Raw genomic sequence first — 25158 nt, forward strand, 5'->3', positions numbered from 1 at the left:
CGGGAGATGACACTTACTTCAGACGGGCCAGACGCTCGGTCAGCAGATCGAAGAAGCCCTGGGCATCGCCGCTCTCAACCCAGAACGCATTCTTCGGCGCTTTCAAACCGTCATACCAGTCAACGATGGTTTGCCCGAAAGTCGGCCCCTCGCGGCTGTCGACCACCACGTTGACCGAGCGGCCGCTGAACAATTGCGGTTTGAGCAGGTAAGCGACCACCGTGGCGTCATGCACCGGGCCACCCGAAATGCCGTAGTGTTCCATGTCGCCTTTGATGTATTCATTGAGAATGTCGCCCACCAAACGGCTGGCATTGTTGTTCAGCGCAGCAATCTGTTTCAGACGCGCTTCGCTGGTCAGGATCTTGTGGGTCACATCCAGCGGCAGGTAGGTCAGCTTCACGCCACTCTTGAGCACCACTTCGGCGGCTTGCGGATCGGCGAACAGGTTGAATTCGGCCACCGGCGTGATGTTGCCGCCGTTGAAGTGCGCGCCGCCCATGACCACCACTTCCTTGATGCCCTGAACGATACCCGGCTCCTGGATCAGCGCCAGGGCCAGGTTGGTCTGCGGGCCAAGCATGGCGATGGTAATGCTGTGGGGCTCGGCGGATTTCAAGGTTTCGATCAGATAAGCGATGGCACTGCCCTTGGCCAGGCCTTGTTTGGGCTCATGCACGGCAACGCCGGACAACCCCTCCGTGCCATGAATGTCCTCGGCATAGATGGGTGTGCGCATCAGGGGCTTCGGCGCGCCCGCATAGACCGGCACCTCTTCGCGCCCCGCCCACTCCCGGGCCAGTCGCGCATTGCGCGAGGTCTTGTCCAGGCGAACGTTGCCCGCAACGGTGGTCAGTGCCCGGACATTCAGCTCGTCCGGCGACGCCAGGGCGAACAACAGGGCAACGACATCGTCAGCCCCCGGATCGGTGTCGATGATCAAGTCGATTTTTTGTGCCGCCTGGGCGTTCGTTGCGGTAATCAGGGACAAAAGCAGCAGACTCCGGAGCAGTGGATGCAGTTTCCGAGCGTAGCGATACGTGGCGCGCTCCTTGCGCCAGGGAAATCAAAGCACAGTCAGCCAGTCAGAATGTTACGCCAGCGACCAGCACAATATTGCAGTACGGCTGGCACTCGCCTGTACGAACAATCGCCCTCGCTTGCCGGCTCAGGACCTTGAATTGTTCATGGCTGAGCACCTCACGTCGCCCCAGTGCGCCTTCGCCGTTCAGTTCATCCAGCGCGATCAGGACCGACGGTTTCTTATCGAAAATCTCCTGAGCCAGCACATGGCTTTCGACCTGCATCTCACTGAGCGCCACCTTCAATGTGCTGACAAAATCCGGTACGCCCTGGGTCAAGGCCAGGTCGATCAATTCGACGCCCGGTGGAACCGGCAAACCGGCGTCGCCGATGACGACCATGTCGCCGTGCCCCAATGAGGCGATCAGCCGTGACAAAGCGATGTTGAGCAAGGGTGTCTTTTTCATGGGGTTTTAAACGCCTGTACATCGCTCAAGGCGGGAATCGACGGTTGCGCGCCGGCACGGGTGACCGACAGCGCCGCAGCCACCTGTCCGAAGCGGATCGCCTGCACTTCATCCTGACCCGCAGCCAACGCCGCAGCGAAACCACCGACGAACGTATCGCCCGCCGCCGTGGTGTCGACAGCCTTTACGACCGGCGCGGGGAAATGCTCGAAGCGCTGGCCATCGGCAAACAGCGAACCTTGCGCGCCGAGGGTGATGATCACCTTGCCGGCGCCCAGGGCAATCAGCCGGGTCGCAGCGGCTTGCGCGGTCTCCAGGGAGTCCACAGACACTCCGCTCAAGGCCGACGCTTCGCTCTCGTTGGGAATCAGGTAATCGATAGACCCGTACCAGTGCGATGGCAACGGACGGCTGGCCGGCGCCGGGTTGAGGATGACCGTCTTGCCCAGCTCGCGGCCGCGCTTGAGCGCATGGCCAACAGAGGCATCGGGGACTTCCAGCTGGCAGATGAGCACGTCCGCCACCTGTATCACCGAATCAAAACGGTCAATGGCTTCAGCGGTCAGCGCACCGTTGGCACCGGGAACGATCACGATGGTGTTCTGACTGCTGTCGTCGACCACGATCAACGCCACGCCGCTGGAACCGTCAATGGTACTCACCGCCTGGCAATCGATCTGCTCGGCCAACAGCGCCCCGCGCAGTGCCTCACCATAGGCGTCATTGCCCACACAACCGATCATCGACACCTGGGCTCCGAGCCGCGCCGCAGCCACGGCCTGATTGGCGCCCTTGCCGCCGGAGACGGTGGCAAACGACTGGCCAATCAGCGTTTCACCGCCCTTGGGCAAACGCGGCGCCCGGGTCACCAGGTCCATGTTCAAACTGCCTATTACCACTACTTTTGCTGGCATACATTGCTACTCATCGATTCTGTTTCGGCGGCGCTGTCGGTTCAGCGGCTTTCTGTTTTCAACGGCTCGCTATTTTCAACGGCTCTCTGTTTTCAACGGCCCTCTGTTTTCAACGGCTTTCTGTTTCAACGGAATTGGGCAAACACGCCGGCCAACGGCGCCGTCGATTCACGGATGACAATACTCGGCGTCACGATCCGCTGATCAGTTGCCAGACCCGGCGTGGCGATTCGCCGTAACAGCACTTCGGCAGCCATTTCACCGAGTTGCAGGATCGATTGCCCCACCGTGGTCAACGACGGGTAGACATACCGACTCATCTGGATATCGTCGAAGCCGATCACCGACAACTCGCTCGGTACGCGAATATTGCGCTCGGCGGCGGCCCGCAGCACACCAATGCCGATCATGTCGTTGGCGGCAAAAATGGCGGTAGGCGGATGGCTTTCCAGCAAAATCGCGGCAGCGCTGTAACCGCCGGTGCTGGTGAAATCGCTTGCCAGCATGCGCTCGGGAGAGACTTCGACGCCCGCCTCTTTCAAGGCCCTGCGATAACCCGCCAGACGCATCTGCGACACACTGGTGTTTTCCGGCCCGCTGATCGTGGCGATATCCCGGTGGCCCAACTCCAACAGGTGTCGGGTCGCCAGGTACGCGCCGTATTCATGGTCGATGCGCACCAGGTCGGCATCGACACCGTCCAGTCCGCGGTCGACGATCACCATGGGCGTGCGCACGCCTTTCAGACCTTGTACCAGGCCACTGTCGCCGCCGGCCGAGGCGACGATCAGGCCGTCGATGCGTTTTTCCAGCAGCACACGCAGGTAGCTGCGCTGCTTGTCCGGATTGTCGTCGGAGTTGCACAGGATCACGCAGTAACCGTTTCGCTCACAGTAATCCTCGATCCCCCTGGCCAGCTCGGCGAAGTACGGATTGAGACTGTTGGGGACCAACAGGCCGATGGTCGCCGTGGTCTTGGCCTTGAGTGAACGGGCCACGGCACTGGGGACGTAGTCGAGGGTCTGGATCGCGGCCTCGACCTTGATCCGGACTTCTTCACTGACCGGGCGGGTCTTGTTCACCACATGGGAAACCGTGGTGTAGGAAATGCCGGCAAGGGCTGCCACATCTTTGATAGTCGCCATGACTCAGGTCCGCCGGTTTGCGCGTTGACTGCGATAAGTGTCCAGCACCACCGCCACCACGATCACCGCGCCGGTAATGATGCGTTTGGTCGGCTCGGTTGCCCCGATCTGCGCCAACCCCGCGGCCAGCACGGAAATGATCAGGACGCCAAAAAACGTGCTGATCACCGAGCCGCGCCCGCCCATCAGGCTGGTCCCGCCGATTACCACGGCGGCGATCACCTGCAACTCAAGACCGGAGCCGGCATTCGGGTCGGCGGCTTCCAGGCGAGAAATCTGAAACAGCGCGGCAATGCCGGCCAGCAACCCCATCAGGCTGAACACCAGGATTTTGTAGGGCTTCGGATTGATCCCCGCCAGCCGCACGGCCTCTTCGTTGGTGCCGATACCGATCAGGTAGCGACCGAACACTGTGCGGGTCAACACGGCCTGGGCGATGAAGATGATCAGCAACGCAATGATGAACGAGGGTGAAATGCCGAAGGCGATCGGATTGGACAACCAGGCAAACGCATCGCCGATGTAGGCCGTACGCGACCCGGTCATCTGGTACGCCACCCCGCGCGCCATTTCCAGCACACCCAGGGAGACGATGAACGACGGTATCCGCCACGCCACCGTGATCGAACCGGTGAGGGTGCCCGCAAGCGCCGCGACGGCCATGCCGAGCAACGCTGCGGGCAGCACGCTCCAGCCCCAGCCCAGTATCGCCACGCTCACGGTCGAGGCCGCCAGTGCCAGCACCGAACCCACCGACAGGTCGATGCCCCCGATGATCAACACAAAGGTCATGCCGACCGCCAGCACCATCAGGTCCGGAATCTGGTTGGCCAAGGTGCTGAACGTATCGTAGGACAGGAAGTGACTGCTGAGCACCGAGAACAGCACGATCATCGCCAACAAGGCACCCGCCAGGCCCAGATAGGTGCCCAGGCCATAGAAGTTGCCACTGCGTGTGCCGGCGAAAGAAGCGGTTTTCATGGAAGATCCCTAGGCGCGGCGTCGAAGCGCTGCGCATCACGTTTTTGGTAGCCGGCAAAAGCAGCGGCGAGCAATTCATCCTGGGTCCAGCTGTCACGCTCGAACGTATCGATCAGGCGCCCTGCCGACAGCACACCGATCCGGTCGCAGATCAGCATCAGCTCGCGCAAGTCGCTGGAAACCACCACCAGCGCCTTGCCCTTGCGGGTCAACTCACCGAGCAGGTTGTAGATATCGAATTTGGCGCCGACGTCGATGCCCCGGGTCGGCTCGTCGAACAGCAGCACCGAGCAATCGCGCTCCAGCCAGCGACCGATGACGACTTTCTGCTGGTTACCGCCGGACAGCTCGGACACCAACTGTGCCGGACCGGAGCTGCGAATGCGCATGGCGTCGATCTGCCGCTGGGCCAGGGCGTTTTCGCCATTGTTGTCGACAAGGCCGGCGCTGGAGATGCCGGGCATGTTGCCCAAGGCGATATTGGCACCGATCGACTGCGTCAACAAAAGGCCTTCGCCCTTGCGATCTTCAGTGATCAGCGCGATGCCATGCCCGACCGCATCCACCGGCGAACGCACAGTGATGAGCTGCGCCGGCGAGCCCAGGGCAATCGTGCCGCTGTCGGCGATATCGGCACCGAAGATCAGGCGCAACAACTCGGTGCGCCCCGCGCCGATCAAACCGGAAATGCCGAAAATCTCGCCGGCACGCACTTCGAACGACACGTCGCGAACCTTGTCGGCACGGGTCAGGCCCTTGACCGTCAACACCGGGGCGCCGATCTTGCGCGCCCCCATATCAATGTGTTCGCCGAGCTCGCGGCCAACCATCAGGGTGACCAGTTGCTCGCTGTTGTAGTTGGCCATCGGCGCGACACAGACCAGATTGCCGTCGCGCAGCACGGCAATGCGCTGCGCGACCCGCGCCAGCTCTTCGAGGCGATGAGAGATATAGATGATCGATACGCCGCGAGCCTGCAGGCGGGTGATCTGCTCGAACAGCATTTCGACTTCGCGTGCCGTGAGCATGGCGGTGGGCTCATCGAGAATCAGCACATGACAATCGCCAATCAGGTTGCGGGCGATCTCTACCATTTGCTGATGACCGATGCCCAGTTCGCCGACCAGGGTATCCGGGTCAATGGCGTCGAGCCCGACCTGAGCCATGGCCTCGAGGGCAGCCTTGCGCAACTGCTTGCGACTGATCCAGCCGCCGCTGTTGGGCAGATTGTGAAGAAACAGGTTTTCCGCCACCGACAGGGTCGGCAGCAGATTGAGTTCCTGCATGACCATGCGGATGCCGAGCTCTTCTGCCTGGCTCCGACTGCCTGGGCGATAGTCCTGCCCCTGAAACTGCATCTGCCCGGTAGTCGGCGCGACCAGCCCGCCAATGATTTTCGACAGCGTGCTTTTGCCTGCGCCGTTCTCGCCGGTCAGCGCCAGCACTTCACCGCGCATGAGCGTCAGGTCAATGCCGGCCAGGACCGGTTGGGCGTAGGTCTTGCCGATACCGCTGACCGAGAGGACAGCGTTCGTAGCGCAAGCGGACATAAAAAATCTCCACGCGCCCGTCCGCCTGGACGAGCGCCGTTGCGTCGCCAGAAGGTTACTGTGTGAGCTGCTCTTTGGTGACCAACTCTACCGGCGTTTCGATCACGCCATTGGCGCCGCCGTCGACCTTCTCGCCCTTGAGAATCTTCAACGCCGTCTCGATGCCGAACACCGCCTGCCTGGCTGCAAACTGGTCGGCAGTGGCGAGCACTCGACCATCCTTGAGCATCGGCTGGATGGCGTTGATGTTGTCGTAGCCGACCACTTGCACCTTGCCGGCCTTGCCCGCGGCGCGCACGGCAGACACCGCGCCAACCGCCATGCTGTCGTTACCGGCCAACAGGGCCTTGGTTTGCGGGTATTCGCTGAGAATCGAGGCGGCCACCTTGTTGCCTTTGTCGATTTCCCAGTCACCGGATTGCAACGACACGACCTTGATCTGCGCCGCCTCCATCGCATCCTTGAAACCTGCGGTGCGCTGCTGGGCATTGGTGGTGGTAGACACACCTTCGATGATGCCGACTTCGTCACCGGCCTTCAGTTGCCTGGCCAGGTAATCGCCGACCAGGCGTGCGCCCTTGCGGTTGTCCGGGCCTACGAACGGAACACTGATGTTTTTGCTTTTGACGACGGCAGGGTCCAGCTGGTTGTCGATGTTGATCACGGTGATACCGGCATCGATGGCCTTCTTGATCACCGGCACCATGGCCTTGGAATCTGCGGGTGCGATCACCAGCGCATTGACCTTGGCCAGGATCATCTGCTCGACGATCCGCGTCTGGCCGGCAGTGTCGGTTTCATCCTTGATGCCGTTGGAGATCAGCTCGAATTCGCCGGAGTGATCTTTCTGATAGGCCTTGGCGCCGTCTTCCATGGTCAGGAAAAACTCGTTGGCCAGGGATTTCATGACCAGTGCGACTTTCGGTTTTTCTGTGGTTTCAGCGAAGGCAGAGGAGACAGGCAGTGCAGCGGATGCGGCAGCCAGCACAGCGACAGCGAGAAGACGTCCAGCAAATGGCAGCTTCATGGGTTCACTCCGATCTTATGATTATTGTGAGCAACGCTTGCGCCGGCGTAAGCTTCACGACCCACTGTGATGAAAAGCCATTACAGTGGGTCGCGCAAACGTTTGCGTGACCCAGACTATGCGAATCCTGCCGGTATTTGTCAACGACCTGAAAAGTGCTTTCAGAGCGGATTGGCGAAAAACGGCATTCAGTTCATGCCGTGGTGTTGACCACCGATCCCGTGCCGGAACCCTTGGTCAACTCTTTGACCAGACTCGCACTCACCTGCAGGATCGCGCCGTTGGTTGCGGCAACCTGGGCCTGAAGGGCCGCTACCGCGGTGGTCTTGGCTTCCGGGGTCGGATAAGACGCCGCCTGGGCCTGGGCCAATTGTTGCTGTTGCTCACGCAATTGCTGCTGCAACTCCTTCAGGCGCTTGAGCAGGACCTTCACCGCAAAACTGGTGTTATCGCCGGTTTCCGATTCGGCCTGTGCGCCGGCACTTTGTCCCAGACCTGCCGGACCGGTTTTAACCCGGGTGCCGTCGCCTTCCTTTACCCCCAGCGCCTGGGCACCTGCATCCTCTGTCGCATCGCCCGAGGCACGGATGGTCGCCGCAGGCTTCCCCCCGATGGTGATGTTTGCGGCATTCGGGAAGCCAATGGATAACGACATGTGAACTCCTGCAGAAATAGATCCCTTGAAGGAGCATCGACCGACGCGCGCTTTTCTTTAGTCGTTAACGACGATTTCACGCCCTTGAATTTTAAACAGGAGTCTTGAACAGGACTGCCATCCGTTTCGGAGAGCCGAACGCAAAAGTTAAACATGTTCGGCAATCCGGACGCCCGGCCCCGGAACCGCCTCCTGACACAAACAGCAATACCGTTACAAATCATTAAGTTACGCGTGTTTTTCGATTCAGGGTGTTACTGGTACAGATCCTGCTCTTCTCCACTCACCTCCGGCGTTCAGATTCGCCTGGGGCGTATCTAGATGAACCTGCATCTGCACCGTCTCACAACTAGAAGAGAAAAATAATGACATCTGCACTCAAGACCTTTGTTCCGGGCGCCTTGGCCCTGCTACTGCTTCTGCCGACCGCCCTTCAGGCCAAAGAAGCCGAAACCCAACAGAAACTGGCCAACGTGGTGATCCTGGCCACCGGTGGCACCATTGCCGGCGCCGGCGCCAGCGCCGCCAACAGCGCGACCTATCAAGCGGCGAAAGTCGGCATTGAACAACTGATCGCTGGCGTCCCGGAACTGAGCCAGGTGGCCAACGTTCGCGGCGAACAGGTCATGCAAATCGCCTCCGAAAGCATCACCAACGAAAACCTGCTGCAACTGGGCCGCCGCGTAGCCGAACTGGCCGACAGCAAAGACGTCGATGGCATCGTGATCACCCACGGCACCGACACCCTGGAAGAAACCGCGTACTTCCTCAACCTGGTGGAAAAAACCGACAAGCCGATCATTGTTGTGGGTTCCATGCGCCCAGGCACCGCGATGTCCGCCGATGGCATGCTCAACTTGTACAACGCGGTGGCTGTGGCCAGCAGCAAGGATGCGCGAGGCAAAGGCGTGCTGGTGACCATGAACGATGAAATCCAGTCGGGTCGCGACGTCAGCAAAATGATCAACATCAAGACCGAAGCGTTCAAAAGCCCCTGGGGTCCTCTGGGCATGGTGGTAGAAGGCAAATCCTACTGGTTCCGCTTGCCAGCCAAGCGCCACACCATGGATTCCGAATTCGACATCAAGACCATCAAGAGCCTGCCTGACGTCGAGATCGCCTATTCCTACGGCAATGTCAGCGACACCGCCTACAAGGCCCTCGCCCAATCAGGCGCCAAAGCCATCATCCACGCCGGCACCGGCAATGGCTCGGTATCGTCTCGTGTGGTCCCTGCCCTGCAAGCCTTGCGCAAGGACGGCGTGCAGATCATTCGTTCCTCCCATGTCAACGCCGGCGGCTTCGTATTGCGCAACGCCGAACAGCCTGACGACAAATACGACTGGGTCGTGACCCACGACCTGAATCCGCAAAAGGCCCGGATCCTGGCGATGGTTGCGTTGACCAAGACCAATGACAGCAAAGAGCTGCAGCGGATGTTCTGGGAATACTGATTCGCCCTCGCCCGACCGATCCGGTCGGGCACCCTGTGCGCCATTCACCAGCCCTGGCGATTGGCGCCGCTCGATCTGACAAAAAACTCCCTACGCCTTACATCAAATGGAACAAACCGCTGTCAGAGGATTTTCTTGGTTTTTAAGCAGTTGCGAAATTGCCTACAGTTAAATACTGTATGCACGTACAGCTTAATAAGGATAATCCCATGGACACTACCTCTCCCTCTCCTGACACCTATGTACGCATGGGCCTGCGCGTTCAGAAAATCATCAACTCCCCCACCGCACAAAAGGCCAGGGCAGCACTGATCTTCCGCCTGCCTGACGAGCCGATGGATGAATGGGAACGCTTGCTGGAAGAAATCGACGAGAACGACAACGTCACCCTCGCCTATCGCGACGATGGCGGCGTGCAGATTTTCTGGGTTGTGCCGAAGGAAGATTGAGTCGATGAGTGGCCGCTGGTTTGTTTTGTTGTTTGTGTTTTTTGCCATGGCTGCGCAAGCCGACGCGCCGCGCACCTTCACCGAAGCGAAAAAGGTCGCGTGGAAGCTCTACGCGCCCCAATCCACCGAGTTTTACTGTGGCTGCAAGTACACCGGCAACCGGGTGAACCTTGCCGCCTGCGGTTATGTGCCGCGTAAAAATGCCAAGCGCGCATCCCGCATCGAGTGGGAGCATATCGTTCCAGCCTGGCAGATCGGTCATCAACGCCAGTGCTGGCAAGAAGGCGGTCGCAAGAACTGTACGCGCTACGATCCGGTTTACCAGAAGGCCGAAGCTGACTTGCACAACCTGGTGCCCAGCATTGGCGAGGTCAATGGCGATCGCAGCAACTTCAGTTTCGGCTGGCTGCCCGAACAGTCGGGACAGTATGGTTCGTGCCTGACCCAAGTCGACTTCAAGGCCAGGAAAGTCATGCCCCGCCCGTCCATCCGCGGCATGATCGCCCGAACCTACTTCTACATGAGCAAGCAGTATGGCTTGCGCCTGTCGAAACAGGATCGGCAACTGTACGAAGCCTGGGACAAAACCTATCCCGTACAAGCCTGGGAACGTCAACGCAACCAGAGCGTGGGGTGCGTCATGGGGCGCGGCAACGAGTTCGTCGGCCCGGTGGACATGAAGGCCTGCGGCTGAATCCAGGCGACACCTGAAACCAAAAAGGCCTCGAGGCTAAACCCCGAGGCCTTTTAGTTTGCCCAACATCTTCGCTGCCGAATGTTATTGAGCGGCCGGACGCTCAAGCACCAGCAATTCGATGTTCTGCTTCTTCGAGCGAGTGAGCGCCGCACGGACTTCATCCTGCTTGGCTTCGGCCTCGGCTTTTGAATTGAACGGGCCCATCAGGATTCGTGTATTGCCATTTTCCTTGACGACGCTGGACATGAAACTGTGCTCGATCAGCCAGCCACTCAAATCACTGACTGCCTGAGGGGTTTCACCTCGCACTTCAAGATCCCATTGCGGGCCGGACACTGCCGCGGGTACGGCAGCCATGGCCGGTTTTGGCTTCGGCGCATCCACACTGCTACCCTCTCCACATCCCGCCAGTGCCAACATCGCGAGTACCAAGACCATTTTGCGCACGGCGTTTCCCTCTAAATGCTTAAAGCGGGGATTTTAACATCCATGAATACTTCACGAGTGCCGTAAAATGGGCTCAAAACAACGAGAATCATGGTGACGGCCTCTGTATAGTTACGCCTTGGGAATTAATGCCACATCTGCGCGTCAGAAAGAGGCACCCAAACTGTCAGACTTCGCACTAATCTATACATACCACCGACCTCTGCACTGTCCGAATCAGGTGCCCCACGAAGCAATCAAGGAGAAGACCATGCTGATACTCACCCGCAAAGTCGGTGAAAGCATTAATATCGGTGATGACATTACGATCACCATCCTGGGCGTAAGCGGCCAGCAAGTCAGGATCGGCATCAACGCCCCGAAGGACGTTGCAGTGCACCGTGAAGAAATTTATCAGCGCATTCAGGCCGGCCTGACCGCCCCGGAAAAGCCGCAGTCCTGAATTCTGCTGCAGTCAGTAGCCAGCCCGTGCAGTGCGTAACCACGGCTGGCTAAAGATTCAGCATCGCATCGCTTCCCCATGCTTTCCCACGCAAACTTTCAGGGGTCGATACTAGCGACAAGCTCAAGGCCCTGGCTGTCAGACATTTCTTGTTTATGCTGGGGAAGGACGCGTTCGCTGCGTGATCAACCGAACATCACCCCGCGCGCCATGCCAGTCGCCGCCACCACCATCAACAGCACCAGCAGCGCCTCGACATGACTGATCCGTGCAAACAGCTTCGCACGGCCAGTATCGAAGGCGACTTTACGGCCCAGCGCTATCCGCCATTTGATCAACGTCACCATGGGCGCAATCTCCAGCAGCAAGATCAGCACGAACAGCGTCATCTTCAGATGAAACAGCGGCTGATGCAGGTAATAGTCCGTGCCTTTCTCGTACCCGGCAAAGGCTCGCATCCCCCCGCTGATCAGCAGCACGACAGCCGAAATACCCCAGATATTGTCCGCTATCAGGACACTGCGCACCTCTCCTGCCCCGTCGGCCAGACGCCGAAAAGCCGTGCCTCGAACCAGCACCGCCCAGAATCCCAAGGCAACCGCCAAAAGATGAACCGCCGCCAGAAACCAATGAGTCAGCATCGAGAAACTCCTGCCAGGTAGAAGCTGTATGAGCCTGACAGTAGTAGCCCATGAAATGGCTGCTTGCACGGCATCCGCAGACCAGACCCGGTACACAATATGACAGACCAACTAGACTCCACTGCGCTGGCATTGAGCTACCGTGGCAGTTCCAGCCCCAACAGCAACTCACTCTCACCGCATTGAACTGAGTAAACAAAATCATGTGTGAATCATGTGATTCAAGCTCTGCTTCAAACACAGCAGGCCGTCGTCGTTTTCTTCAATTTGCCGGATTGAGCGCAGGCGCCCTGCTGCTGACCGGCACACTGCCCGGCAAGATCATCCAGGCAGCCGAGAAAGCGTCAGCCCCACCCAAACCACAAAACGTGATCAGTCCGGACATGGCGCTGAAAAGACTGATGGAGGGCAATGAACGATATGTAAGCGGTACATCCACGACTCATGATTTCAAGGCTGAGCGAGAGGCCCTGGTGTCGGGCCAAAATCCGTTCGTGGCCGTGCTGAGCTGCTCTGACTCGCGCATCGCCCCGGAGTATGCGTTTGACACTGCGCGCGGCGATCTTTTCTCCATCCGCGTCGCGGGCAACTTTGTCACCCCGGAAGGCCTGGCCAGTCTTGAATACGGGGTCGCCGTACTGGGTGCCCCGCTGATCCTGGTACTCGGCCATGAGAGCTGCGGCGCCATCGAGGCCGGTATCAAGGCCGTCAAGGACCAGACGGTGTTCCCCGGCCACATCCCGAAACTGACCGACGCACTCAAGTCGGCCATCGAGGCCGTGCTCAAGCAACCCGGGAGCCTGATGGAAAACGCCACCGCGCAGAACGTCAAAAATTCGGTGAACAGCCTGAAACAGGCTTCGCCCTTGCTGACCGATGCGCAGAGCAAAGGCATGCTGAAGATCGTGGGAGGTGTCTATCGCCTGGCGAGCGGCAAGGTAGAGCTGATCGCCTGACCCACAACCCGCACATCGCCAGCATCGGCGCATAGCCCCATATACAAAGAGCGCCGCATGCAAAGAGCCCAGCGCGATGGCTGGGCTCTGGTTACTTCCGGTTTTCCATCATTTTGTCGGCCAGGGTTTTAGCCCTCTCGATCAACAGGTTCTGCCTGTCTTCGTGCGTAGCCCCGCCCACAACCGGGGCAGTCAGATTGCTTTCGGCAATCAACGCAGCGCAGAAGTATTGATCCCAAACGGCTTTGTCTACGGGTGCCTGTTTGCTGATTTGATCGACGTTCATAGGCGGCTCCTTTCAGTGAGGCAGCCCCACTAGTTTACGCCTGAATGACAAAGAATCCGGACCAACATCCACCGCCGCCCGCCATTCGTCGCCTGCGAAAACACGACGATGAATTCAACCACATCCGTGGCTTGAGGATTGCACAGATCGCGCGTAGCAGCGCGGGAACGACATAATTCTGACGCAGCAGCCATTCAATCAACGCTTAAGGACTCCAGCGATACGCTTGGTCAGTCACCGGGAGATGTAACGTGTCAACGCTCAACGAAATCGCAATGAACCACGCGAGAATGGCAAAGGAAAAGGCAGCAGAGTCGACCGAACTGAGCGAGCGACACCTCCAGATTGTAGGGAGCTTCGAGGTACCGTCCATCGATGTACAACAGAACGTCCCGATGCACCTGATCGCTGGAGCGCAGGAGGTGCATCTGGTTCATGCGACGGGTTTCGCGCTCTGAACTTTTATGAGGCAGGCGACACACTGATTGATTTACCCGGCAACAGGCCGCGATACCTGGAGCCGTCGCCTGCTACGGTGCTGCCCAGGTCTGCCCTACCCTCGCATTTGATCTGGGCCGAAGTTGGCCCCCAAATTTCCCACCCGTAGTTCAGTTGTCCAGACTCATGGCCGATCTGCGCAACGAACGCGGCAACAGGTTTTGCGCCGATGATTTGGTAGCAGTCCATGGCCGCGTTGAGCGAAGGTGCAAAAACGCCCGCTTGGCGGCGGGCGCTCGGGAGGATCTGCAGCAGCTGCTGCGCGGTGATAGGCATGGCTTTCTCCGGGCGAAAAAAAACCGCGCGATGACGGGAAAGGTTTGTGGTGCTGGTATGCTGCTCGACGCCCAAGTATGGCGTTCAATTAAATCGGATCTACTAAAAACAATGACTTCCTTATCCGAATCGCCGCAATCAGCGGTCGATAAGCACCTGAGTCACCCTAAATATCGGCCAGATATTGATGGGCTGCGCGCGATTGCAGTCCTGTCCGTCGTCGCGTTCCATGCCTTTCCATCCCTGATTCCGGGTGGGTTCGTTGGTGTTGATGTCTTTTTCGTTATTTCCGGCTTCCTAATTTCCAGCATCATTTTCGGAAGCCTTCAGAAAAACAGTTTTAGTTTCGTGGAGTTCTACAGTCGTCGGGTAACTCGGATTTTTCCCGCGCTCTTGCTCATGCTTGCCGCCACTTGGGCATTCGGCTGGTTCGTTCTCCTTGCTGATGAATATATGCAACTTGGAAAACACATTGCGGGAGGCTCTGCATTCATATCAAATTTCGTGCTACGTGCAGAATCCGGTTACTTCGACAATAGCGCAGACACAAAGCCGCTCCTGCATTTATGGTCCCTGGGTATTGAAGAGCAATTTTATCTGATTTGGCCATTGATACTCTGGGCCGCATTTAAAATAAGATTGAACACTCTGATACTACTCGCCTTGATTGGCGGCACATCATTTGCCTTAAACTTAATTAGCGTACAGTCAGATCCGGTTAGCACTTTCTACTCACCGCAAACCAGATTTTGGGAGCTTCTAATTGGATCATACCTGGCCTATGTGAGCATGTATAAAAGCCAGACATTCCCGAAATGGAGAGGGGTCGGCGGGCCAGTTATCAGAAACACTCAATCCTTTGTTGGGATTACATGCCTCGCAGTGGCTTTCTCCCTCACTACCAAGAGCAACCAGTTTCCCGGTTGGTGGGCACTATTGCCAACGGTGGGCGCATCTCTCATTATCGCGGGAGGTCCATATGCATGGTTCAACAGAACAGTACTGTCCAATCGAATATTCGTCTGGTTCGGACTTATCAGCTTCCCATTGTATCTCTGGCATTGGCCTCTACTATCATTCGTTCATATCCTGGAAGGGACCACAGCCTCACCAACAACATTGAGCCTGGCTGTTGTGACTTCCGTACTCCTGTCTTGGCTGACCTATAAATTTGTCGAGCGGCCATTGCGCCTTGGCGGTTTCAACAAAACAAGAACAACAGCACTGATCGTTCTTATGCTGTTTTTCGGGATAACTGGATACACTACATACGCAAATGGCGGCTTCAAATCTCGCTTAAAAGACAGAGAGGAATTCGCGGAGTATTTTGAAAACTCTTTACCAGAGCGAAAATACTTCGCAAAACTTGAATTATTCAAGAATTATCGTGGCGAGTGCAATTTTCAAAATACAGCCCTGTACGTCCAAGGAAATTCCACAAATGTACCGGTCGCCGAAATAGACAGCAGTTGCTACACAAAGCAATTCCCGAATGGCAAGACACTATTTATCTGGGGGGACTCTCACGCTCAACAACTTTTCTCAGGGTTAAGAAAAGAAATGCCTGAAAACTGGGATGTCCTGCAAGTCGCCAGTTCAGGATGCGTGGCGTCTCCCGACGCCAACCCTTCAACCACAGATTTCTGTACGCAGTCGAACTGGTTTGCTCTCAAGCAAATAAAGCAAGTAATTCCAGACGTAGTCATTGTTGGCCAAAATGAAAACCACGACCCGGCGGCTCTTCGCCGTATTTTCCTGGTATTGAAAGAGGCTGGAGTCAAGCGCGTTATATTTACAGGACCCACACCACACTGGACAAATGATCTTCCTAAAACAATCATGAAAACCCTGTGGATTAACACGCCAAGGCGCACTCTTTTAGGGCTAAACATGATAGTGATGGATCAAAACACCGAGTTGAAAAAAAGCCTGGCCAACTCGGGAGCAATTTATGCCGATATAATAAGCGCATTCTGCAATAAAGATGGCTGCATGACCTACGTGGGAAATGACATTAAAACAGGCATCACAAGCTGGGATTATGGACACCTTACGCCAATAGCGTCTGAATACCTGGCAAAAAAATTGCTGGTAGACCTTGTAACCAACGAGCAATCAAGGACCGATCCAAACTAGAGCTCCAGCAGCGACTGCTTTTACGATTCTTCCAGCGCACAATAAAATAATACACGGACTTTCCGGCCTGTTTATAACGGCCGGGGAGTCTGACCGCTGATCGTTTTGGGCAGGCAGCTATCAGTCAGGCAGTGGGTAGCGCCAGCGACACACTGTCGAAGGTTTGAACAGGATTCTGGAGTACATCGGGACGCCGGCCTGGCTGAAACGCGCCATCCGACTGGGGTTGCTGCGCCCGAGAAGACGCAGAACTACGGGAAGCCTGTGCACCTGGAGATTGTCATGGGCCAGTCACTTCGGGAGGCGATGCTGGAGCGCAAGAAATCGCCGGGCGTCTGCCCGTACCTGACCCACCACTCGCCCAAGGCACGCAAACGCTCCCAGCTCGACGCCAAGCTACACTGGAACGCAGTGACAGCGGATTACCTGACCAAGTCATTTGCCCGGGCTTGGAACGATTCACACGCCTAGGACAACATGCCAGCCAGCGTGATGACGCGGTGGTTTACATGAAGGTTAAAGCCGACCTGAAGATGTAGCGCGGCTGTCGTTTGCCCAAAACATTCCCAATGCTCGCCCAAACACCAGACAACAAAAAAGGGCCCACCTTTCGGTGAGCCCTTCCAGACCGCCCAGCAGAGCGGATTTTGTTTGGTAGGCGCGATTGGACTCGAACCAACGACCCCCACCATGTCAAGGTGGTGCTCTAACCAACTGAGCTACGTGCCTGCTGTGAGGCGGCATTCTACGGAATTCCGGAGGGGTGTCAACACCTTTTTTCGCGCTAACCCTATGAATATGCAAAATATTTAATTTTGCCGGTACAAAGAAGATTTTCCGGGTGGCTGGCGGGCGATTTTCAACTCGGGTAGGATCAACGCACTCGTAAAATATATTAAACAGAGGCTGCCGGATGGCTAACACCCCCTACCCAGAATCCTATTACGCCGCATCGGCCAATGCGGCTCCCCCGCGCCCGGCGTTGCAGGATGACGTCGAGACCGATGTCTGTGTGATTGGCGCCGGTTACACGGGGCTGTCCTCTGCCTTGTTTCTGCTGGAGAACGGTTTCAAGGTCACGGTGCTTGAGGCCGCCAAGGTGGGTTTCGGAGCGTCCGGGCGTAATGGCGGGCAGATCGTCAACAGCTATAGCCGCGACATCGATGTCATCGAGCGCACGGTCGGTCCCAAGCAGGCTCAGTTGCTGGGGCAGATGGCGTTTGAAGGTGGCCGGATCATTCGTGAACGGGTCGCCAGGTACAACATCCAGTGCGATCTGAAGGACGGTGGTGTGTTTGCCGCGATGACCGCCAAGCAGATGGGTCATCTGGAGTCGCAGAAACGCCTGTGGGAGCGATTCGGCCACACCCGGCTCGAGCTGATGGATCAACGCCGCATCCGCGAAGTGGTGGCCTGTGATCAGTATGTCGGCGGCATGCTGGACATGAGCGGCGGCCACATTCATCCGCTCAACCTGGCGCTGGGTGAAGCGGCAGCCGTCGAGTCCCTGGGCGGGACGATCTACGAGCAGTCGCCGGCCGTACGCATCGAGCGCGGTGCGAATCCGGTGGTGCACACGCCGCAGGGCAAGGTCCGGGCCAAATTCATCATCGTCGCCGGCAACGCTTATCTGGGTAATCTGGTGCCGGAACTGGCCGCCAAGTCGATGCCTTGCGGAACGCAGGTGATTACCACCGAGCCACTGGGCGATGAACTGGCCAGGACCCTGCTGCCTCAGGATTACTGTGTCGAAGACTGCAATTACCTTCTCGACTACTACCGCCTCAGCGGTGACAAGCGCCTGATTTTCGGCGGCGGCGTGGTGTACGGCGCGCGGGATCCGGCGAACATCGAAGCGATCATTCGACCGAAGATGCTCAAGGCCTTCCCGCAGCTCAAGGACGTGAAGATCGATTACGCGTGGACCGGTAACTTCCTGCTGACCCTGTCGCGTCTGCCTCAGGTCGGACGCCTGGGCGACAACATCTACTACTCCCAGGGCTGCAGCGGCCATGGCGTGACTTACACGCACCTGGCGGGCAAGGTGCTGGCCGAAGCGTTGCGCGGCCAGGCTGAGCGTTTTGACGCGTTTGCCGATCTGCCCCACTACCCGTTCCCTGGCGGACAATTGCTGCGTACGCCGTTTGCGGCATTGGGGGCCTGGTATTACGGATTGCGGGACAAGTTCGGCTACTAAGCGGCACGCAATACATTGTGGGAGCGAGCTTGCTCGCGATGGCGGACTGGCAGGCGACATCCGTGTTGAATGTGTCGACCTCATCGCGAGCAAGCTCGCTCCCACAATGTTTTTTGCATACCCGCAGATGTTGCGTACACCCGCTCCCACAGGGGTTATGGGTTAGAGACGATCCCGTGGGATACCGCTGCGGATTCGCAAGATGTCAGCCAACACCGCCAGAGCGATTTCTGCCGGGGTCTTGCTGCCCAGGTTCAGCCCGATTGGCGCATGAATCCGCCCCAACTCGACCTCTCCCAGACCGCCGATGCGCCGCAAGCGCTCGAAGCGCTTCTGCGAGGTCTGCATGGAGCCCATCACACCGATATAGAACGCCTCGGTGCGCACCGCCTCCATCATCGCCAGGTCATCGATCCGCGGATCGTGGGTCAACGCTACCACCGCCGTGTCGCTGTGGCAGCCGCCGTCGGCGATGAACACCGACGGCAGTTGGCGGCGAATCTCCACGTTTTCCAGCACGACGCCTTCCAGCACTTCGTCCCGCGGATCGCACAGAATCACCTCGAAACCCAAGCCCACGGCAAACTCCGCACAGGCCTGAGCCACACTGGAGTACCCGGCCAGCAGCAGACGCTGGGCCGCGCCGACACGCACACGCACGCGGTCGATCTCACGCTCGATGCGCACACCCTGCTCACGATCATCGAACAGGCTGCGCGCACCGCTTTGCAGATCGACTTCGCGGATCAACCGACGTCGGCCCAACAGCGCCGCCTCCAGCTCGCGCAAATGCGCTTGCACGTCGCAATCGGCGTCAAGCTTCTCGACCAGCACATCCAGCACCCCGCCACAGGGCAGGCTGACGCGCGAGCGTGGGTCGTCGCCTTCGCCGTAGCGAACGACGCTGACCGGCTGCAGAAACGCGCCCTCGGCGACTCGCTCAAGAAAGTCTTCCTCGACACAGCCACCGGACAGCGAACCGACCCAGTGCCCGTCAGTGTTCACCGCCAGCAGCGAACCCGGTGCACGCGGTGCCGAGCCGTAAGTGGCCAACACTGTACACAGCCAGATACGCTGACCGGCCGTCGACCACTCCAGCGCCCGGCGCACCACTTGCAGATCGAGATGCTGCATATCAGTGCGCCTTGTGCTCGAGCGGCGGCGCATCGGCCCGCAACTTCTGCACGTCGTTCACCGCCAGGTCATTGGGCTGACCGCCCCAGCCCTGACGCAGGTAGTTCAGCAGATCCGTGAGTTGCCCGTCGCTCAACTTCTCGGCGAAGCCCGGCATCGGCTGCATGTGCTCGAACCCGGAGAACTTCTGCTCACCGATACCGTCGTCGATCACCCGCACCAGGTTGCGCGGGTCTTCCAGGCGCAGTGTGGTGTTGCCACGCATGGCGACGGCGATGTGCGGCTTGCCCTCGCCGCCCGGCGCATGGCAACCGGCGCAGACGTTCAAATATTCCTGACGGCCGCGCTGGGCACTCGGGCTCAGTTTGTCCAACGGCACTTCGGTGAGCACTTTCGCCGCTGGCGGCTGATCGCCGAGCAGGAAGGTCGCCATGGCCGCCAGATCCGGATCGCTCAGACCCTGGGTGCTGTTGTGGAACACCGGGAACATCTCGTTGAACATCGTGCCCTGGGCGCTCATGCCGTGCTTGAGGAACGAGCTCAGGTCCTGATGATTCCAGCCACGGGCAGCCAGGTCAGTGGCCAGCAGGCTTGGCGCCAGATAACCGTTAAGCAGCCCGCCGGTCATACGCTTGTCCTGCTGCATCGCACCCGGCAAGCCGCGCGGCGTATGGCATTCGCCACAGTGACCCAGCACGTCGACCATGTACTGGCCGCGCTTCCAGGCTTCGCTTTTGCCTTCAGCCGGCTCCAGCTTCACGTCCTTGCCGTACATCATGTTCCAGCCCATCAGGCCCAGGCGCACGTTGAACGGAAAGCTCAGGCGGGTGACCGGCGCGGCACGCTCGATCGGCTCGACGGTTTTCAGGTAGGCATGAATCGCATCGGAATCGGCGCGCGGCATCAGGTGATACGAGGTGTACGGCATCGCCGGATACAGGTTCGCGCCATCGCGGCGCTTGCCTTCGGTCAGCGCGGCGAAGAACTCGTCATCGCTGTACAGGCCGATGCCGTGCTCTTTGCTCGGGGTGATGTTGGTGCCGTAGATCGTGCCGAAGGGCGACACGATCGGCAGGCCGCCCGCATAGGGCGCGCCACCCGGCGCGGTGTGGCAGGCCATGCAATCGGCGGCGCGGGCAAGGTACTGGCCTTGCTTGACCTGCGCCTCATCGGCGTGGGCCAGCAACACAGGCGCAGCCAGGCCGACCGCCAGCGTCAGGCGGGACAATAGTGACTTCATGCTTAACCCTCCTTGACCAGGCCGAGATCGGTCAGCACGTTGCGGGTGGCACTGTAGTAGCGCACGTACCCGGTGCAACGGCAGATGTGATGACCGAGGCTGTCCTCGATGACTTTTTCCAGCTGGCTTTTGACGATCGGCTGACGCTGCAGCTTTTCCACCAGCACGGTCGCGGCATTGACGAAGCCCGGCGCGCAGTAGCTGCACTGGAAGGCGAATTCGTCGACGAAGCGCTGCTGGATCGGGTTCAGCTCGGTGACCTTGCCCTGCTCGTCGCAGGTCGCATGGCCTTCGATGGTCCGTACTTTCTTGCCTTCGAAATAGTGCGCGCCGGTGATGCAGGTGCGCACTTCTTCGCTGGTGCCGTCAGGGTTGTCGACGATCACCACGCAGGCGTGGCAGATGCCCTGGCCGCAGCCCAGGCGCGAACCGGTGAGGTTCTTGTACTCGTGCAGGTAGTCGATCATCGGCAGGTCATCAGGGATGTCCACCGGGCCGACGGATTGACCGTTGAGGGTCAGTTGAAGCGGACGGTTAGCCATTGAGGGCCTCCTTGATGCGTGCAGAAGTGATAGGCAGGTCGCGGACACGTTTACCGATGGCATGGGCCACCGCATTGCCGATGGCACCGACCACCGGAATCATCACCACTTCGGCGATGCCCTTGGACGGGTCGCTTGGCGAGAGTGGCGGCAGGATCTCCGCCGTCTGCTTCCACACCGCGACGTGGCGCGCCATTGGCAGGCGGTAACGGTTGAAGTTCCAGTCACCCTCCCCCGGCCCGCCTTCGTACAGCGGCATTTCTTCCATCAGCGCATGGCCGATGCCCATGGCGATGCCGCCTTCGAGCTGGCCCTTGACCAGTTCCGGCACCAGCACACGACCGCACTCGACCCACGAGTGATGGTTGAGTACCGACACTTCGTTCGAACCCTTGTTGACCTTCACTTCCACCAGCGTCGCCACCGGGCTGTAGTAAGTCACCGCCGCGTTGTTCAACTGGGTTGCCGGGTAAGCGATGTTCTGCCGGTCCAGCAAATGGAAACCGGCGCTGTTCATCTGCGCCTTCTTCGCATTCGGTGCACCGTCGCCGTACTTCACGGCCAGGCCATCGAGCGGCAGGCGCTCACGCACGCCATCGATGCTGAACTCGGCCTCGGCCCAGCTCCAGCGGTTGAAACCGTGCACCGTGGCGCCGCTCACCAGGCCGCGCTCGTGAACACGCTTGGCCAGCATGGCGAACGGCAGGGGTTCCATGCCGTTGGCGGTGAGCTTGCCATCGACCCAATGGGCGTCTTCGCGGCGCACCACGTAAGGGTTGGCCTGACCGCCATAAGGGCCTTGGCGCCAGATCTCCATCGCCGCCGGCCACAGGCCGTGGTTGAACAGCACGCGCGCCGCTTCACGGGTGGCGTGGCTGAAGTAGTACGCCGAGTTGGTGGCCGACGACGCCGAAGCCACCTTGCCGACCCAACGCGGGTTGCGCAGAACATTATCCTGTTCGGCCTGGCTCATGATGTACGGGTTGCCGCTGCTGATCAGCTGCAACTCTTTCCATTCGGTTTCACCGGTCTTCACTTCGTGCGCCGGGACACCGAGGAAATCGGCCACGACCATGGCCTGCGAGGTCGACATGCCGGTGCCGATCTCGATACCGATGTGGCGCAGGCTGATGCGACCTTCGGCGGTGAATTCAATGCTGGCCATCGGCGCTTCGGAACCGGTGCCGAAGTCTTTCTGGCAGATGGCGAAACCCACGCCGTACCAGTTATCCGGATCAGCAGCTTCGCGTTGTTTCTTGACCGCGTCGCGGTTTTTCCAGACCTCGTGGGCAGCCGCCTTGTCGAGAATCTCGTGTAGGCGCAAGGCACCCGCCGGGATCGCGCCCTGGGTGTTTTTCATGCCCGAGCGCAACGCGTTCTTGCGGCGCAGTTCAATGGCATCGATACCCAGGCGATCGGCGATTTCGTCGACCATCATTTCGGTCGACGCCATGCTCTGCAGGGTGCCGTAGCCACGCATCGACCCGGCTTCTACCGCACGGGAATGGTAAGCCGTGACCTGCAGGTCGTTCTGCGGCATGTAATAGATCGATTGCGCGGCCGTGGCACCCACCGCCGCCACCGACGGGCTGTAGTTGATTCGCCCGCCACCGTCGACGCTCATTTCAGCGCGGAAGATCTTGAAGCTGTGGTCGTTCTTGTCCACCGCCAGTTGGTAGCGAATGTCGAACGGGTGACGCTTGATGCCGCTCTGGAACTGCTCGTAGCGGTCGTTGGCCAGGCGCACCGGCACACCGGCGCCGTACAACGCGGCCAGCGCTGCGTAGTAGACGAAAATGTTGTGATCTTTCGAGCCGTAACCGACGGTGTAACCCGGGTGCATATTCAGGTTGGCCAGGCCGAAACGCGACGGCGCGATCATCTTCGCCGTCTCGGTCGCGGCTTCCAGCGGGCACTGGGTGGCGACGACGAAATGCAGGGTCTTGGTGGCCGGGTCGTACCAGCCGTTGCCGTTGTCCGGTTCCAGGGCGGCCGGCTCGATCGACGGGGTCTTGTAGCGCTCGTCGAACACCAGCCAGTTGTCCGGCGGCGTATCGATCTGCTGCTTCATGCGGTCGGCGTAGAACAACCCGCGCTCGGTCAGGTTGCCGTGCAGGTTCGGCTGGGAGTTCCACACCGGACGACGGTTTTTCAGCATCGGGAACAGGATCGAATCCTTGAGGCTGGCGAACTCGTCTTCGTCCGCCGAAGTCGCACCGCCGACGCGCACATAGCGGAAGCTGCCGTAAGGGTCGCCTTCATAGAACGGCACTTTTTCGCCGTAGCGGATGGCCTTGTCATTGAACTTGAGCTGATTCTTGGCCTGACGGAAACGCTCGAAGTCGTTCCAGATCAGGATCGCCACCGGGTGCCCGATGAACATGGGCACCTTGCCGGCCGGCAACAATGGATCCGGAGCATGCTCCTCAGGGAACACGATACCGTCCTTGACCAGGTCTTCGGCGGTGACGATGCGGTCCGGCTGCAACTCGGCACCCAGCCACGACAGGTCGATGCCTGCGAAGATGTGGTCGGCCTTGATGGTTTTCAGCAGCATGGCGTGGCCTTGCTGCTGCGGCCAGCCCGGCATGTCCTTGGCGCGGATGTCGCGGGCAAAGACTTTGCTGCCGCAGACCTTGGACAAGGCATCGTTACGGGCGCGCGCCTTGCCATTGTTGCCGAGCCACTGCTCGGACGGCACGGTCACGCTGTTTTCCATCAAGGCGGCCAGCGCCTGGCTGCTCAACGGCGTGAGCGTCACGCTCACACCCGCTACCAGCCCGCCCTGAAGGAACGAGCGCCGGGATATATCACGGTTGGACATGGATCATCCTCTGGGCGGTTATGGGGTCCGCCCTTCTGGTTATGTACTGGAAATCTCGAGTCTTGCAGAAGCCCCTTTTGACGATACAAAGGGCTGTTGTTGACAGTGCAAAGCTGACCGAAAGGTTAAGTTTATAGGCTTATGGCCTGACGGAAAACTAAAAACTGACCAAGGAATCAAAAAACCGCGACTTTTCGACGCAGCAGTTCGATGAACAACCCCAACTCCCGGCTGATGTGCTCGCCCTTACGCAACAACAACCCGAATGGCGCCATCTGCACATCCAGTTCCACCGGCAACGCCACCACCAAGCCCATTTTAAGATAGTCGCGCAATGCGGTTTCCGACAGAACCATGATCGCGTCGGTCAGCTGAATCAGTTGCTGCATGGAGTACACCGAACTGCATTCGATGATGTCCGCCGGTAGCGGCAAGGCTAACCGCTGCAAGGCCTGATCCAGGCCGATGCGCGCCGGACTGGTTTCCGGTTGCAGGATCCACGGCCAACCGCTGACCAGCTCGGCCATTTCCAGTTTTTTGCGCCGGGCCAGCGGGTGGCCGGCGTGCACCACCACCAGCAAGCGTTCGTTACCCAATTGCTCGAAGACGTAATGCTCACTGTCCGTGGCGGCATTGCGCCGGGCGATGGCGAGGTCGATGCGGCCCTGTTCCAGCAACTGGATCACCTGGTCGCTCGTGTCGCCCATGATGCGGATCCGCAGTTGCGGATTGAGCGCCTTGATCTCGGCAATCGAATCCATGACCAGGCCCGGCGCCGCGCCCATGATGGTACCGATCGACAGATAGCCGTAGCCGCCCTGCTGCCGCGCCATCAGGTCCTCGGCACAACGGTCCAGACCACTGATGGCCGACTCGGCAAAGCGAATCAGTTCCTGGCCCAGCGCTGTCGGGCGCATCCCCCGCGGCAGGCGCTCGAACAGATCGCAGCCGAACATGTCTTCAATCTCATGGAGCATGCGAGTTGCCGCCGGTTGCGACATGTTCAGGCTTTGCGAAGCGCGGTGCAGGTTCTGGCTGGAGCTGAGCGTCACCAGCATGTGCAGATGCTTGTAACGCAGGCGATTGAGCAGGCTGCGGGAGATGATCGGCGTGGTCATGGCGGGCCTTTTTATCGATACCCTCAAGGTATCAGTTGTGAGCTAGATTCGATTTGTAA

The 25158-nt window shown here is 59.1% G+C and carries 25 protein-coding genes, 1 tRNA gene and 1 pseudogene; 9 read left to right on the forward strand and 18 right to left on the reverse strand.

Annotated features, from left to right (window positions below; translation table 11 throughout):
- Positions 1 to 13: 13 nt before the first annotated feature.
- The 8 genes from C9422_RS21120 to C9422_RS21155 all read right to left on the reverse strand — a co-directional run bounded on the left by C9422_RS21120 (position 14) and on the right by C9422_RS21155 (position 7762).
- Positions 14 to 991, reverse strand: a complete 978-nt coding sequence (locus C9422_RS21120; RefSeq protein WP_256590002.1) for a nucleoside hydrolase — start codon at positions 989 to 991, stop codon at positions 14 to 16.
- 94 nt (positions 992 to 1085) lie between these two features.
- Positions 1086 to 1490, reverse strand: a complete 405-nt coding sequence (gene rbsD / locus C9422_RS21125; RefSeq protein WP_116582009.1) for a D-ribose pyranase — start codon at positions 1488 to 1490, stop codon at positions 1086 to 1088.
- Entirely contained in the window at positions 1487 to 2404 is a 918-nt protein-coding gene (gene rbsK / locus C9422_RS21130; protein WP_116582010.1) for a ribokinase, read from the reverse strand. Before rbsK ends, rbsD begins: the two co-directional genes overlap by 4 nt.
- Before the next feature lie 125 nt (positions 2405 to 2529).
- Entirely contained in the window at positions 2530 to 3549 is a 1020-nt protein-coding gene (locus tag C9422_RS21135) for a LacI family DNA-binding transcriptional regulator (RefSeq protein WP_116582011.1), read from the reverse strand.
- Positions 3550 to 3552: 3 nt separating this feature from the next.
- A complete protein-coding gene (locus C9422_RS21140; protein WP_116582012.1) occupies positions 3553 to 4530 on the reverse strand; it encodes an ABC transporter permease in 978 nt (325 codons plus the stop codon).
- Entirely contained in the window at positions 4527 to 6080 is a 1554-nt protein-coding gene (locus C9422_RS21145; protein WP_116582013.1) for a sugar ABC transporter ATP-binding protein, read from the reverse strand. Before C9422_RS21145 ends, C9422_RS21140 begins: the two co-directional genes overlap by 4 nt.
- 55 nt (positions 6081 to 6135) lie before the next feature.
- Entirely contained in the window at positions 6136 to 7107 is a 972-nt protein-coding gene (locus C9422_RS21150; RefSeq protein WP_116582014.1) for a sugar ABC transporter substrate-binding protein, read from the reverse strand.
- Between the two features lie 193 nt (positions 7108 to 7300).
- The gene (locus tag C9422_RS21155) at positions 7301 to 7762 is read right to left on the reverse strand and encodes a hypothetical protein (protein WP_116582015.1); all 462 of its coding nucleotides are present in this window, start codon (positions 7760 to 7762) and stop codon (positions 7301 to 7303) included.
- Between the two features lie 365 nt (positions 7763 to 8127).
- Here C9422_RS21155 and C9422_RS21160 point away from each other — a divergent pair, with 365 nt between their 5' ends.
- From C9422_RS21160 to C9422_RS21170, 3 genes are all read left to right on the forward strand, one after another.
- Positions 8128 to 9216 carry an asparaginase gene (locus C9422_RS21160; RefSeq protein WP_116582016.1) on the forward strand — a complete coding sequence of 363 codons (1089 nt, stop codon included), beginning with the start codon at positions 8128 to 8130 and terminating at the stop codon, positions 9214 to 9216.
- Between the two features lie 209 nt (positions 9217 to 9425).
- A complete protein-coding gene (locus C9422_RS21165) occupies positions 9426 to 9665 on the forward strand; it encodes a DUF1654 domain-containing protein (protein WP_116582017.1) in 240 nt (79 codons plus the stop codon).
- 4 nt (positions 9666 to 9669) lie between these two features.
- Entirely contained in the window at positions 9670 to 10359 is a 690-nt protein-coding gene (locus tag C9422_RS21170; RefSeq protein WP_116582018.1) for an endonuclease, read from the forward strand.
- 84 nt (positions 10360 to 10443) lie between these two features.
- Here C9422_RS21170 and C9422_RS21175 read toward each other — a convergent pair whose 3' ends face one another.
- On the reverse strand, positions 10444 to 10809 hold the full coding sequence (locus tag C9422_RS21175; RefSeq protein ID WP_116582019.1) for an SPOR domain-containing protein: 366 nt from the start codon (positions 10807 to 10809) through the stop codon (positions 10444 to 10446).
- A gap of 250 nt (positions 10810 to 11059) precedes the next feature.
- Between C9422_RS21175 and csrA the strand changes: the two genes are divergently transcribed.
- Positions 11060 to 11251, forward strand: a complete 192-nt coding sequence (gene csrA, locus C9422_RS21180; RefSeq protein WP_007975691.1) for a carbon storage regulator CsrA — start codon at positions 11060 to 11062, stop codon at positions 11249 to 11251.
- A 185-nt stretch (positions 11252 to 11436) separates the two neighbouring features.
- Here the strand turns inward: csrA and C9422_RS21185 are convergent, their stop codons facing one another.
- Positions 11437 to 11892 (reverse strand): DUF2214 family protein, encoded by a 456-nt coding sequence (locus C9422_RS21185; RefSeq protein WP_116582020.1) that lies wholly within the window; start codon positions 11890 to 11892, stop codon positions 11437 to 11439.
- 203 nt (positions 11893 to 12095) lie between these two features.
- On the opposite strand from C9422_RS21185, the gene C9422_RS21190 reads away from it, so the two are divergent.
- Positions 12096 to 12848, forward strand: a complete 753-nt coding sequence (locus tag C9422_RS21190) for a carbonic anhydrase (protein WP_116582021.1) — start codon at positions 12096 to 12098, stop codon at positions 12846 to 12848.
- Positions 12849 to 12939: 91 nt separating this feature from the next.
- Here C9422_RS21190 and C9422_RS21195 read toward each other — a convergent pair whose 3' ends face one another.
- Positions 12940 to 13134 carry a hypothetical protein gene (locus C9422_RS21195; protein WP_007975687.1) on the reverse strand — a complete coding sequence of 65 codons (195 nt, stop codon included), beginning with the start codon at positions 13132 to 13134 and terminating at the stop codon, positions 12940 to 12942.
- A gap of 251 nt (positions 13135 to 13385) precedes the next feature.
- Here C9422_RS21195 and C9422_RS21200 point away from each other — a divergent pair, with 251 nt between their 5' ends.
- Entirely contained in the window at positions 13386 to 13592 is a 207-nt protein-coding gene (locus C9422_RS21200; RefSeq protein ID WP_095965321.1) for a hypothetical protein, read from the forward strand.
- A gap of 46 nt (positions 13593 to 13638) precedes the next feature.
- Here the strand turns inward: C9422_RS21200 and C9422_RS32620 are convergent.
- Positions 13639 to 13887: pseudogene (locus tag C9422_RS32620) on the reverse strand (glycoside hydrolase family 19 protein); the annotation flags it as partial.
- On the opposite strand from C9422_RS32620, the gene C9422_RS21210 reads away from it, so the two are divergent.
- Both C9422_RS21210 and C9422_RS21215 read left to right on the forward strand, forming a co-directional pair.
- The gene (locus C9422_RS21210; protein WP_256590008.1) at positions 13768 to 16044 is read left to right on the forward strand and encodes an acyltransferase family protein; all 2277 of its coding nucleotides are present in this window, start codon (positions 13768 to 13770) and stop codon (positions 16042 to 16044) included. The pseudogene C9422_RS32620 and the gene C9422_RS21210 sit on opposite strands and share 120 nt — an antisense overlap.
- 282 nt (positions 16045 to 16326) lie before the next feature.
- The gene (locus tag C9422_RS21215; protein ID WP_116582023.1) at positions 16327 to 16515 is read left to right on the forward strand and encodes a hypothetical protein; all 189 of its coding nucleotides are present in this window, start codon (positions 16327 to 16329) and stop codon (positions 16513 to 16515) included.
- A gap of 181 nt (positions 16516 to 16696) precedes the next feature.
- On the opposite strand, the gene C9422_RS21220 is transcribed toward C9422_RS21215, so the two are convergent.
- Positions 16697 to 16773: transfer RNA gene (locus C9422_RS21220), tRNA-Val, on the reverse strand.
- Between the two features lie 184 nt (positions 16774 to 16957).
- Between C9422_RS21220 and C9422_RS21225 the strand changes: the two genes are divergently transcribed.
- The gene (locus C9422_RS21225; RefSeq protein ID WP_116582024.1) at positions 16958 to 18241 is read left to right on the forward strand and encodes an FAD-binding oxidoreductase; all 1284 of its coding nucleotides are present in this window, start codon (positions 16958 to 16960) and stop codon (positions 18239 to 18241) included.
- 162 nt (positions 18242 to 18403) lie between these two features.
- On the opposite strand, the gene C9422_RS21235 is transcribed toward C9422_RS21225, so the two are convergent.
- From C9422_RS21235 to C9422_RS21255, 5 genes are all read right to left on the reverse strand, one after another.
- Positions 18404 to 19375, reverse strand: a complete 972-nt coding sequence (locus C9422_RS21235) for an XdhC family protein (RefSeq protein ID WP_116582026.1) — start codon at positions 19373 to 19375, stop codon at positions 18404 to 18406.
- A 1-nt stretch (position 19376) separates the two neighbouring features.
- Entirely contained in the window at positions 19377 to 20615 is a 1239-nt protein-coding gene (locus C9422_RS21240) for a cytochrome c (protein ID WP_116582027.1), read from the reverse strand.
- Between the two features lie 2 nt (positions 20616 to 20617).
- The gene (locus C9422_RS21245) at positions 20618 to 21157 is read right to left on the reverse strand and encodes a (2Fe-2S)-binding protein (protein ID WP_015095868.1); all 540 of its coding nucleotides are present in this window, start codon (positions 21155 to 21157) and stop codon (positions 20618 to 20620) included.
- Entirely contained in the window at positions 21150 to 23981 is a 2832-nt protein-coding gene (locus C9422_RS21250) for a xanthine dehydrogenase family protein molybdopterin-binding subunit (RefSeq protein WP_116582028.1), read from the reverse strand. Before C9422_RS21250 ends, C9422_RS21245 begins: the two co-directional genes overlap by 8 nt.
- A gap of 176 nt (positions 23982 to 24157) precedes the next feature.
- Positions 24158 to 25099 (reverse strand): LysR family transcriptional regulator, encoded by a 942-nt coding sequence (locus C9422_RS21255; protein WP_116582029.1) that lies wholly within the window; start codon positions 25097 to 25099, stop codon positions 24158 to 24160.
- Between the last annotated feature and the right edge of the window lie 59 nt (positions 25100 to 25158).

The organism is Pseudomonas sp. B1(2018) (genome assembly GCF_003097365.1).
Taxonomy (GTDB): domain Bacteria; phylum Pseudomonadota; class Gammaproteobacteria; order Pseudomonadales; family Pseudomonadaceae; genus Aquipseudomonas; species Aquipseudomonas laurylsulfatiphila.